We start from the raw sequence: 11601 nt of genomic DNA, 5'->3' as shown, positions 1-11601 counted from the left end.
CAATCTGGCGGAGGTCTTCATGGTCACGATCATCGGAGCCGGGCTCGGCGGCCTGGTGCTGGCGCGCGTCCTGCACGTCCACGGCGTGCCGGTCACGGTCTACGAGGCGGAGGCGGCGCCGGACGCGCGTCGCCAGGGCGGGATGCTCGACATCCACCCGGGGAACGGGCAGCCCGCGCTCGAGGCCGCCGGGCTGCTCGACGGCTTCCGCGAACTGGTGCTGCCGGGCCGCGAGTCGTACCGCGTCCTCGACCGCGAGGGGACGGTGCTGCTCGACCGGCCGGACGACGGAACGGGCGAGCGCCCCGAGGTCCAGCGCGGCGAGCTGCGGCAGCTGCTGCTCGACGCGCTCCCGCGCGGCGTCGTCCGCTGGGGACACAAGGTCACCGGCGCACGTCCCCTCGGCGGCGGCCGGCACGAGGTGAGCCTCGCCGACGGCGCGTCGGTCGTCACCGACCTGCTGGTCGGCGCGGACGGCGCGTGGTCGCGGGTCCGTCCGCTGGTCTCGGACGCGGTGCCGTCGTACGTCGGCGTGTCGGTCGTCGAGACGTTCCTGTTCGACGCGGACACCCGCCACCCGGCCGCGGCGAAGGCGGTCGGCGCGGGATCGCTGTTCGCACTCGCGCCGGGGCAGGGGATCTTGGGGCACCGCGAAAGCGGCGGGACGCTGCACGGGTACGCGCAGCTGGTGCGGCCCGAGGACTGGCCCGCGGCCCAGGTCGCCGCGGAGTTCGACGGCTGGGCGCCCGAGCTGACGGCGTTGATCACCGAGAGCGACGTCCCGCCGGTGCCGCGCCGCCTGTACACGCTGCCGCCGGGCCACCGCTGGGACCGCACCCCGGGCGTGACGCTGCTCGGCGACGCGGCGCACTTGATGCCCCCGAACGGCGAAGGAGCCAACCTGGCCATGCAGGACGGCGCCGAGCTGGGCCTGGCGATCGCTCGCCACGGCGACGTCGAAGCGGCACTGGCCGAGTACGAAGCGGGGTTGTTCCCCCGCGCGGCGGACCACGCGGACGAAGAAGACATGGCGGAGCTCATGTTCGGTCCCGATGCGCCGCACAGCATGGTCGCGCTGCTCACGGGAGCCGAGGGCACCGCGAACTAGCCCCCGGAAGCGGGGCTACCCTGGTGGTCGATGACCGAGAACCAGGCACCCAGGGCGTACCAGATCCGCACCTTCGGCTGCCAGATGAACGTGCACGACTCCGAGCGGCTCGCCGGGCAGCTCGAGGAAGCCGGCTACGTCCCCGCGAGCGGGGGCGCCAAGCCGGACCTGATCGTGTTCAACACCTGCGCCGTCCGGGAGAACGCGGACAACAAGCTGTACGGCACCCTCGGGCACCTGCGTCCCGACAAGGTCGCGAACCCCGACCTGCAGATCGCCGTCGGCGGGTGCCTCGCGCAGAAGGACCGCGGCGAGATCGTCAAGCGCGCGCCCTGGGTCGACGTCGTGTTCGGCACGCACAACATCGGGTCGCTGCCGACGCTGCTGGAGCGCGCGCGGCACAACGCCGAGGCCGAGGTCGAGATCCTGGAATCCCTCGAGACGTTCCCCTCGACGTTGCCCGCGCGGCGCGAATCGTCCTACGCGAGCTGGGTGTCGGTTTCGGTCGGGTGTAACAACACCTGCACCTTCTGCATCGTCCCGGCCCTGCGCGGCAAGGAACGCGACCGGCGGCCCGGCGAGATCCTCGCCGAGGTCGAGGCGCTCGTCGCCGAGGGCGTGCTCGAGGTCACCCTGCTCGGCCAGAACGTGAACTCCTACGGCGTCGAGTTCGGCGACCGGCTGGCGTTCGGCAAGCTGCTGCGCGCGTGCGGGACCATCGACGGCCTCGAGCGCGTGCGCTTCACCTCGCCGCACCCCGCGGCGTTCACCTCCGACGTCATCGACGCCATGGCCGAGACGCCGAACGTGTGCCACCAGCTGCACATGCCGCTGCAGTCCGGCTCCGACCGGGTGCTGCGCGAGATGAAGCGGTCCTACCGCTCGGCGCGGTTCCTGAAGATCCTCGACGAGGTCCGCGCGGCGATGCCGGACGCGGCGATCACCACCGACATCATCGTCGGCTTCCCCGGTGAGACCGAGGAGGATTTCCAGGCCACCCTGGACGTCGTCGCGCAGGCGCGTTTCTCCAGCGCGTTCACGTTCCAGTACTCGAAGCGCCCGGGCACGCCGGCCGCGACGATGCCGGACCAGCTGCCGAAGGAGGTCGTGCAGGAGCGCTACGACCGCCTGGTCGAGCTGCAGAACGCGATTTCCTGGGAAGAGAACAAGAAGATCGTCGGCCGCCGCGTCGAGCTGCTCGTCGCGGAGGGCGAAGGCCGCAAGGACGCCGAGACGCAGCGGATGAGCGGCCGTGCCCGCGACGGGCGCCTGGTGCACTTCACACCGACGGGCGCCAACGTGGACCGCGCGGTCCGCCCGGGCGACGTCGTCGAGACGGTGGTGACCTACGGCGCGCCGCACCACCTGGTGGCCGACGGCGACCTGCTGTCCCACCGGCGGACGCGGGCGGGCGACAACGCGGAGGCCGGTCTGCGGCCGAAGACGAGCGGCGTCACGCTGGGCTTGCCGGGCTTCGGTGCCCCGGCCGCCCAGCCCGAGCCGGTGAGTGGGTGTGCGCTGTGACGGAGTCCAAGGGCAACGGCGAGCTGGCCGAGCTGGCCGCCGAGATCGACGAGGTGGGCGAGCGGGCGTCCCGCACGGTGGAGCTGGGCCGCCGCGGGTTCACCATCGCGGTGTTCACGTTCGTGCTGCTGGTCTGCCAGATCCTCCCGTGGGTGGGCGACCACGCGGGCTGGCAGGTGCTGGCCGGCGAGGGCGGCGGCATCCCGCAGCTGTTCGCGGCGACGTCGACGGCCGTCGGCATCTTCGCCTCGGCGCTGGCCCTGGTGACACGGCGCTGGTGGCTGGCGTGGGTGTGCGCCGCCGGCGGCTGGTTCGCCTCGGTGGACGGGCTGCTGGCGATCTGGTCGCAGCAGTCGTCGCACGCGAGCGGAGCCGCCGGCGGCGGACCCGGCTTCGGCCTGATCATCGCGTGGGTGGCGATGATCTGCCTGGCCGTCCAGTGGATGCGGACGGCGTTTTCCCGGTCCTGACGCGGTTCAGCCGACCCGCAGGACGAGCGTGCTCGACGAATAGGCGGCGGCGTACAAGGTCGTCTCGGGGTGGTACAGCCGCAGCGAGATGGTGGCGCTCAGGCTGAAGCTGAGGCTCAGCGAGAAGCTCCCGTTCGGGCGGCACGAGGTGTCGGCGATGTTCACCCACACACCGGCCTGCAGCTGCTGCACGAAGACGGCTTCGAGGCTCTCGGTGCCATCGGCGCGGGCGGCGTCGAGCACCTTGAGGCTGCCCTTGAGCGAGACCTTCTCGTTGACCTTGACGTGGTCCTTGCCGAGCTTCCCGTCGACCTTCACCTTGCCTTTGCCTGCTTCGACGGAGGCAGTACCCGGCGCGGCGGAGGCGGGAGCGGCGACGGCCGGAACAAGCCCGGCGACGGCGATGCTGATCACCAGAGCGGAGAGGATCCTTCTGGCGCTGAACGGTGTCCTGGTCATGATCAAAGTGGAGCACCGGGGGTGGCGGAAAGCGCCCGGAAACCCCCGGCCGTGGAGGCGGTCACACCGCTTCGGGTGACGCGTTAACCCTCACCTTGCCGAGCGGCGGGCACGCGGCGGGCACGCGGCGGCTTTGGGGCGGTCTGCCTCGGCCAAGCGGACCCGACCACCCCGCGCCGGCCCGAGAAGTCGTCGCGACTCGGCGATCAGGCTCGGTCCGCCCGGGTGGGCTGAAGGGCCCTTTCCTCTCATCACATGCCAGGAAAGTCCCCTTCAGCGCATCAGATGCGATGAACGTCCCCTTCAGCACCCGAACAGCCGTGAAGGCCCCCTTCCCGGTCATCGAAGCCGGTAAGGAGGCCTTCATGGACAACGAACTCAGCGATCAGCCACGGCGGCCTCAGCGGCCTGAAGCCACTCACGCCACTGGGCAGCCTGCTCATCGGCCTTCTTGGCCCGCCGCTCATCCCCGGCGGCCCGAGCCTTCGCGGCCTGAGCCTCGAACTGCTCGACCCGCTCCCGGAACTGAGCCGCCCGGGCCTGAGCCTCCGGGTCCGTCCGGCGCCACCGCGTGTCCTCGGCCGACTTGACCGCGTCCTGGACCGCCTTGAGGCGTCCGTCCAGCTCGCGGATCCGCTCGCGGGGGACCTTGCCGATCTCGTCCCACTGCTCCTGGATCCGCCGGAGCGCGCTCTTCGCCGCCTCGAGGTTGGCCGCCGCGTCGATCTTCTCCGCCTCGATCAGCAGCTCTTCCTTGCGGGCCGCGTTCTGGGCGAACTCCGCGTCGCGCTCGGAGAACACCGCCGACCGGCGGGCGAAGAACTTGTCCTGCGCCGCGCGGAACCGCTGCCACAGCGCCTCGTCGCTGTCCTTCGGCGCGCGGCCGGCGGCCTTCCACTCGGTCATCAGGTCCTTGTAGCGACCTGCCGTTTCGCCCCAGTCCTCGGACTCGCTGATGGCCTCGGCCTCGGCGATGAGCTCTTCCTTGCGCTGCTTGGCCGAGGCACGCTGCTTGTCCAGCTCGGCGAAGTGGGAGCCGCGGCGGCGGTTGAACGCCTCGCGGGCCTTCGAGAACCTCTTCCACAGCTCGTCGTCGGTCTTGCGGTCGACGCCCTTGACCGTCTTCCACTCGTCCAGGATCGTGCGCAGCCGGTCGCCCGCGGCCTTCCACTGCGTGGACTCCGCGGCGATCTTCTCGGCCTCCTCGGCCAGCGCCTGCTTGCGGGCGACGGCCGCCGCGCGGGCTTCCTCGCGCTCCGCCTTCGCGCTGGCCAGCGCCTTCTCGGCGTGCCCGATGACGTACTCCAGCCGCGCGGCGAGCGCGGCCAGGTCGCCGACCACCGCCGCCTCGGCCAGGCCGTCGCGGATCTGGGTCGCGCTCGACAGCGCGTGCTTCGGGTCGCCCGCGCCGGAGATCAGCCGGGTCTCCAGCAGCTCGACCTCGGTGCGCACGTCGTCGAAGCGGCGGGCGTAGTGCACGAGGCCCTCGTCGGGGCTGCCTGCCTGCCAGACGCCGACGGCGCGTTCACCCTCGGCGGTGATGACGTAGACGGTGCCCTCGTCGTCGATCCGGCCCCAGGTGGACGGGGTGGGCTCGGCGGGCGGCACGGGCGGGGCGGCGTGCCCGGCGTGCAGCGCGTGCGGCACCGGGTGCGGGGCCGGGGTACCGGTGGAAGTGTTCTCCTGGGCCATCGCAGGCTCCTTATCGCCTGTACGCCCGCTCGCGCGGGCGCCCCGCCGCGGAAGCGGGGCCGGGTAATGCGGTCGTCACGGGCCGTGCTCGGATGCTACGACCCCCACGCGGCATTCAAGCAGCTCAGCGCGCACCGTGGTACCGGATGAGCCACTCGAAGCACGTGATCCTACTTCCGGTGGACGCTCCGTGTCGGCCCGCCGGTATCGTCAGCCGTCGTGAACAGCCCCGTCGCCGCGGTCGCGGTCGTCGGCCCGACGGCCACCGGCAAGACGGCGTTGGCCGTCGACCTGGCCCTGGAGCTGGGCGGTGAGGTCGTCAACGCCGACGCGCTGCAGCTCTACCGGGGCATGGACATCGGCACCGCGAAGGCCACCGAGGCCGAGCGCCGCGGCGTCCCGCACCACCAGCTCGACGTGCTGGAGGTGACCGAGACGGCGTCCGTCGCCGCCTACCAGCGCGAGGCGCGCGCCGACATCGAGCGCCTGCTGGCCGCCGGGAAGGTGCCGGTGCTGGCCGGCGGGTCCGGCCTGTACGTCCAGGCAGTGCTCGACGACCTGCGCTTCCCCGGCACCGACCCGGCCGTGCGGGCCCGGCTGGACGCCGAAGCCGCGGAGCTCGGCACCCCCGCGCTTTACGCCCGCCTGGGGGAGCGCGATCCGGCCGCGGCGGCCGCGATCCTGCCGACGAACACCCGGCGGATCGTGCGCGCCCTGGAGGTCATCGAGATCACCGGCGAGCCGTTCTCGGCGAACCTGCCCAAGCCGGGGCCGGCGCGCTACGGCACGGTCCTGATCGGCGTCGACCGGGAGCCCGGCGAGCTCGACGAGCGCGTCGACGAGCGCGTCCGGCGCATGTTCGCGGCCGGGCTGGTCGACGAAGTGCGCGAGCTGGAGAAGCGCGGCCTGCGCGAGGGGAAGACGGCGTCGCAGGCCCTCGGGTACCAGCAGGTGCTCGCCGAGCTGGACGGCGAAAGCGACTTCGAGGCGGCCGCCGCGGCGACCGCGCAGGCGACCCGGCGCTTCGTCCGGCGGCAACGGTCCTGGTTCCGGCGCGACAAGCGGATCCACTGGTTCGACGGCGCCGATCCCGGGCTGGCCGCACGCGTCCTGGATACCCTGGGCCGGTAATCTCGACCCATGGGCGGAATCGAGTTCCTCAAGGGGCACGGCACGCAGAACGACTTCGTGCTGCTCCCCGACCCGGCGGGCCGCCTCGAGCTGACCGAGGCGAGGGTCGCCGCGCTGTGCGACCGCCGCCGCGGCCTCGGGGCCGACGGCGTGCTGCGCGTCGTCCGCGCCGCCGCGCTCGACGAGCCGTCCGCGGGCGAGTGGTTCATGGACTACCGCAACGCCGACGGGTCGATCGCCGAGATGTGCGGCAACGGCACCCGCGTCTTCGCCCGCTACCTCGTGGAAGCGGGCTTGGAGACCGAAGGCGAGTTCGTCATCGGCACCCGGGCGGGCGACCGGCCGCTGGTGGTGCACCCGGACCGGTCGGTGACCGTCCAGATGGGACCGGCGACGATCACCGGCACGTCGGTCACGATGGTGGCCGGGCGGCCGTTCTCCGGCGTGGCCGTCGACGTCGGCAACCCGCACCTGGTGTCGGTGCTCGAGGACGACGTCGCGGGCCTGGACCTGCGCGACCAGCCCGACTTCGACCACGACTTCTTCCCGCACGGGGTGAACCTCGAGTTCGTCAACCGCCTCGGCGAGGGCGCGCTGCGGATGCGCGTGCACGAGCGCGGCGTGGGGGAGACGCGGGCGTGCGGCACGGGCACGGTGGCCGCGGTGGCGGCGGCCTTCCACCTCGCGGGCACCGACACGGGCGCGTCCACAGTGGACATCCCGGGTGGCCGCGTCGAGGTGACGGTGTCCCGGGGCGCGTCGACGCTGTCGGGGCCCGCGGAGATCGTGGCGCGCGGCGAGATCGACGAAGCCTGGTGGGCCGCCGCCGGTTCGTGACGACGGCGGCCCACCGGCGTCAGCCGACCTTCGCCTCCACCGCGAAGTCGCCTTCGCGGGTCTCGACCGCCGCGATCGCGCCCGCGACGCGGATGTCCGCCTGGATGTCCGCGAACCGCGCCAGCACGTCGGCCGGGCCGGTCACCGTGAGCGTCTCCACCGGCGAGCGCATCGACACCTTCGCGTCGGTCTTCGCGCGGCGCACCGCCGCGATCACCTGGCTCGCCAGGGCGAGCAGCTCCGGGTCCCCGTCGGACGCCGACACCGACGGCCATGAAGCCCGGTGCACCGAACCCTCCTGCCACCACGACCAGACCTCCTCGGTCGCGAACGGCAGGAACGGCGCGAACAACCGCAGCACCGCCGACAACGCCGTGACCAGCGCCGCCTGCGCCGAAGCCGCCTCGGACGGGCCGAGGTCGCCGTACGCGCGGCCCTTCACCAGCTCGACGTAGTCGTCGCAGAACGTCCAGAAGAACGTCTCGGTCACCTGCAGCGCCCGCGCGTAGTCGAGTGCCTCCAACGCTTCGGTCGCCGAGGAAACGACGGCCGAAAGCGACGCCAGCAACGCCCGGTCGAGCGGCTCGGTCGCGACCGCGGAAGCGGACGGCACGCCGAGGCCGAGCACGAACCGGCTCGCGTTCAGCAGCTTCGTCGCCAGGCGGCGGCCGACCTTCATCTGGCCTTCGTCCACCGCCGTGTCGACGCCCGGCCGCGCGCTCGCCGCCCAGTACCGGACCGCGTCCGAACCGTGGCGCTCCAGCATGTCCACCGGCGTCGTCACGTTGCCCTTGGACTTCGACATCTTCTTGCGGTCCGGGTCGAGCACCCAGCCCGCGATCGACGTCTCCCGCCACGGCAGCACGCCGTGCTCCAGCTCCGCGCGCACCGCCGTCGAGAACAGCCAGGTGCGGATGATCTCGTGCGCCTGCGGCCGCAGGTCCATCGGGAACACGCGCGAGAACAGGTCGTCGTCGACGCTCCAGCGGCCCACGATCTGCGGCGTCAGGGACGACGTCGCCCACGTGTCCATCACGTCCGGGTCTGCGGCGAACCCACCCGGCACCCCGCGCTGGTCCTCGGCGAAGCCCGGCGGGACGTCGCTGCTCGGGTCGACCGGCAGCGTGTCCGGCAGCAGCCGCGCGTCGTAGTCGGGCTCGCCGTTGGCGTCGAGCCGGTACCAGACCGGGATCGGCACCCCGAAGAACCGCTGGCGGCTGACCAGCCAGTCCCCGGCGAGGTTCTCGACCCACGCCGAGTACCGGACGCGCATGTGTTTCGGCACCCAGTTCAGCTCTTCGCCGCGGGCGAGCATCCGCTCCCGGAACGCCGGGTCGGTGCCGCCGTTGCGGAGGTACCACTGCCTGCTGGCGACGATCTCCAGCGGCTTGTCGCCCTTTTCGTAGAACTTCACCGAGTGCGTGATCGGCCGCGGTTCCCCGTGCAGGGCCCCGGCTTCGCGCAGCAGGCGCACCATGATCTCGCGTCCCGTGTGGACGGTCTTGCCGACCAGCGGCGCGTAGGCCTCCGCGGGCACGCCGGACGGCGCGTCGGGCAGGAACCGGCCGTCGCGGCCCAGCACCACCCGCGTCGCCAGGCGCAGCTCGCGCCACCAGGTGACGTCGGTGGTGTCACCGAACGTGCACACCATCGCGATGCCGCGGCCCTTCTCCGGGTCCGCGAGGTGGTGCGCCACCACGGGCACCTCGACGCCGAACACCGGCGTCCGCACGGTCTTCCCGAACAGCGGCCGGAACCGCTCGTCATCGGGGTGCGCGACCAGCGCGACGCACGCGGGCAGCAGCTCCGGCCGGGTCGTCGCGATCACGACGTCGGCGCCGTCGGGCCCGGTGAACGCCAAGTCGTGGAACGCACCGCGGCGTTCGCGGTCCTCCAGCTCGGCCTGGGCGACGGCGGTCCGGAACGACACGTCCCAGAGCGTCGGCGCTTCGGCCTGGTAGGCCTCGCCTCGTTCGAGGTTGCGCAGGAACGCGCGCTGCGAGATCAGCCGCGAGTCGTGCCCGATCGTCTGGTAGGTCATCGTCCAGTCGACCGACAGCCCGAGCCGCCGCCACAGTTCTTCGAAGACCTTTTCGTCGGTCTCGGTGAGGGTTTCGCACAGCTCGACGAAATTGCGCCGCGAAATCGAGACCACGTCCTTGCCCGGCTTCTCCGGGGCGCGGAAGTCCGGGTCGTAGGGCAGCGACGGGTCGCAGCGGACGCCGAAGTGGTTCTGCACCCGGCGTTCGGTCGGCAGGCCGTTGTCGTCCCACCCCATCGGGTAGAACACCTCGGCGCCGCGCATCCGCTTGAACCGCGCCAGCACGTCGGTGTGGGTGTAGGAGAACACGTGCCCGATGTGCAGGGACCCGCTGACCGTCGGCGGGGGCGTGTCGATCGAATAGATCTCGTCGCGGGTCTTGGTGCGGTCGAAGCGGTAGGTGCCGGTGGATTCCCATACGGGTACCCACTTGGCCTCCAGACCGTCGACACCGACCTTGTCCGGGACTCGCGGGCGCTCGTGTGGGGTTGTCATGGAGCAACTCTAGGCGGCCCGGGAATCGCTTTTCGCCTCGGTGGGCAGGTCCCGCATGTGCCGCAGGGGCGAGCACACGACCCACAGCGCCGAAGCCGCCTCACCGGCCACGGCCACCCACATCGCGCCGCGCAGCCCGAGTCCTTCGCCGAGCGCGCCGCCCAGCAGCCCGCCGAGCGGGATCGTGCCCCAGACGACGAACCGCGCGCTCGCGTTCATCCGCCCCAGCAGCCGGTCCGGGCAGATCGCCTGCCGGTAGGAGACCGAGGCGACGTTGTAGACGATGATCCCGAACCCGCAGACGACCAGCCCGGTCGCGGCCAGCCCGAGTCGCCAGCCCGGCGCGGCGAGCGGGACCAGCAGGTGCGCCGGCCAGGTGAGCAGGGGGACCAGCCAGATCGCGCGGGCGTGGCCGATCCGCCGGAACAGCGCGCCGGCGACGATCGCGCCCAGGATCCCGCCCGTGCCGCCGGCGGCCAGCAGCACGCCGACCGCGGCCGGGGGCAGCCCGACGGTGCGGGTCAGGAACAGCACTTCCACGGCGGTGAAGGCGCCGTTGAAAAGGTTCGCCGTCGCCGTGCAGGCGACGCTGGCGCGCAACGGCTTGTCGGAGAAGACGAACCGCAGTCCTTCGGCGATCTGCGGCAGCAGCCGGGCGTGGCCGGTGCGCTCCGGTTCCGGCTCGACCGCGCGGATGCGCAGCAGGCACAGCGCCGACGCCAGGTAGCCCACGGCGGTGACCAACACGGTGTTCGCCGCGGTGACCAGCTGGATCAGCACGCCGGCGCCGCTCGGCCCGGCGATCCCCGCGACCGACTGGACGGCCTGCAGCTTGGCGTTGCCTTCCAGCAGGCGCTCCCGGCCGACGAGCGAGGGCAGGTACGACTGGTAGGCGACGTCGAAGAACACGGTCGCGACACCCACGAACAGCACGACGACCAGCAGCTGTGCGAGCGTCAGCACCCCGGCCCACCAGGCGAGCGGCACGCTCAGCAGCAGCGCGAAGCGGGTGAAGTCGGCGGCGAGCATGACCCGGCGGCGGCGCAGCCGGTCGACCCACACGCCGGCGGGCAGGCCGATCAGCAGGAACGCGAGCGTCTGGGCCGCGGTCAGCAGGCCCATCTCGAACGGCGTCGCGGCCAGCGTCACCGCCGCGAGCAGCGGAATCGCGGTGTACCCGACCGTGGTGCCGAGCTGGCTGGCCGTGTCCCCGGCCCAGAGCCGCCGGAAGTCGGCGTGGAAGAACAGTGACCCCCTGCGCATGGGCCGAGTCTGGCGGGAGTGATTGGAAAGTGTCAATCACTATCGCTCTAGGCTGAACCCGTGCCACCCGCGAAACGACGTACCGCCACCGAAGCCGAGGCCGCCGCGCTGGCCTCCGGAATACGGCTGCGCATCATCCGGTTGACCTTCTCGGAGGCGCTGACGAACAAGGAGCTTCGCCCAGCGGCTCGGCCGGGACCCGGCGACCACCCTGCACCACGTGCGCAAGCTGGTCGAAACCGGTTTCCTCGCCGCGCAGCCGCCGCGTCGCGGGGCCCGGGGCGCCAAAGAAATTCCGTATCTTTCGACGGGGCTTTCGTGGACACTCGACTCATGCGGTGACAAGGGCGTGGAACAGGCGGTACTCGAGGCCTATCTGGCCGAGATCGCCGAGACCGGATTCGACGGCGTGCACCAGACACGCCTGGTCGTCCAGGTGGCCCCCGAGGAGCGGGCGGAGCTGGAGTCGCGGCTCGAGGACCTGCTCGAGGAGTTCCGCGCGCGTCCCCGCCGTCCCGGCGCGGAACGCACCGCGATCTACCTCGCCACCTATCCCAGCACGTAAAAGTTCGGTTCCCGCG

Annotated in this window: 9 protein-coding genes and 1 pseudogene; 6 read left to right on the top strand and 4 right to left on the bottom strand. The window is 72.1% G+C overall.

All coding sequences use genetic code 11. The annotated features are described in order from the left end of the window. The first annotated feature begins 19 nt into the window (after positions 1-19). The 3 genes from QP939_RS50575 to QP939_RS50565 are packed head-to-tail and all read left to right on the top strand — an operon-like array spanning position 20 to position 3102. Positions 20-1108, top strand: coding sequence for an FAD-dependent oxidoreductase (locus tag QP939_RS50575; RefSeq protein WP_285454123.1), 1089 nt, complete (start codon positions 20-22; stop codon positions 1106-1108). A 30-nt stretch (positions 1109-1138) separates the two neighbouring features. Further along, positions 1139-2632, top strand: coding sequence for a tRNA (N6-isopentenyl adenosine(37)-C2)-methylthiotransferase MiaB (gene miaB / locus QP939_RS50570; RefSeq protein ID WP_285454122.1), 1494 nt, complete (start codon positions 1139-1141; stop codon positions 2630-2632). After that, positions 2629-3102 carry an Rv2732c family membrane protein gene (locus QP939_RS50565; protein WP_285454121.1) on the top strand — a complete coding sequence of 158 codons (474 nt, stop codon included), beginning with the start codon at positions 2629-2631 and terminating at the stop codon, positions 3100-3102. Before miaB ends, QP939_RS50565 begins: the two co-directional genes overlap by 4 nt. Before the next feature lie 6 nt (positions 3103-3108). Here the strand turns inward: QP939_RS50565 and QP939_RS50560 are convergent, their stop codons facing one another. Beyond that, positions 3109-3561 (bottom strand): hypothetical protein, encoded by a 453-nt coding sequence (locus QP939_RS50560; protein ID WP_285454120.1) that lies wholly within the window; start codon positions 3559-3561, stop codon positions 3109-3111. A 378-nt stretch (positions 3562-3939) separates the two neighbouring features. Further along, on the bottom strand, positions 3940-5253 hold the full coding sequence (locus tag QP939_RS50555; protein WP_285454119.1) for a DUF349 domain-containing protein: 1314 nt from the start codon (positions 5251-5253) through the stop codon (positions 3940-3942). Between the two features lie 219 nt (positions 5254-5472). Between QP939_RS50555 and miaA the strand changes: the two genes are divergently transcribed. Beyond that, positions 5473-6384, top strand: a complete 912-nt coding sequence (gene miaA, locus QP939_RS50550) for a tRNA (adenosine(37)-N6)-dimethylallyltransferase MiaA (protein WP_285454118.1) — start codon at positions 5473-5475, stop codon at positions 6382-6384. Between the two features lie 9 nt (positions 6385-6393). Beyond that, positions 6394-7221, top strand: coding sequence for a diaminopimelate epimerase (gene dapF, locus QP939_RS50545; RefSeq protein ID WP_285454117.1), 828 nt, complete (start codon positions 6394-6396; stop codon positions 7219-7221). A gap of 19 nt (positions 7222-7240) precedes the next feature. Here dapF and valS read toward each other — a convergent pair whose 3' ends face one another. Both valS and QP939_RS50535 read right to left on the bottom strand, forming a co-directional pair. Beyond that, positions 7241-9757 carry a valine--tRNA ligase gene (gene valS, locus QP939_RS50540; RefSeq protein ID WP_285454116.1) on the bottom strand — a complete coding sequence of 839 codons (2517 nt, stop codon included), beginning with the start codon at positions 9755-9757 and terminating at the stop codon, positions 7241-7243. Between the two features lie 9 nt (positions 9758-9766). After that, positions 9767-11020 carry an MFS transporter gene (locus tag QP939_RS50535; protein ID WP_285454115.1) on the bottom strand — a complete coding sequence of 418 codons (1254 nt, stop codon included), beginning with the start codon at positions 11018-11020 and terminating at the stop codon, positions 9767-9769. A gap of 60 nt (positions 11021-11080) precedes the next feature. On the opposite strand from QP939_RS50535, the pseudogene QP939_RS50530 reads away from it, so the two are divergent. Then, positions 11081-11585 (top strand): annotated as a pseudogene (locus QP939_RS50530) (ArsR/SmtB family transcription factor). The last annotated feature ends 16 nt before the right edge of the window (positions 11586-11601 follow it).

This window comes from Amycolatopsis nalaikhensis (assembly GCF_030264295.1).
In the GTDB taxonomy this organism is placed as follows: Bacteria; Actinomycetota; Actinomycetes; order Mycobacteriales; family Pseudonocardiaceae; genus Amycolatopsis; species Amycolatopsis nalaikhensis.
This window is presented reverse-complemented; position numbering and strand designations above follow the sequence as displayed.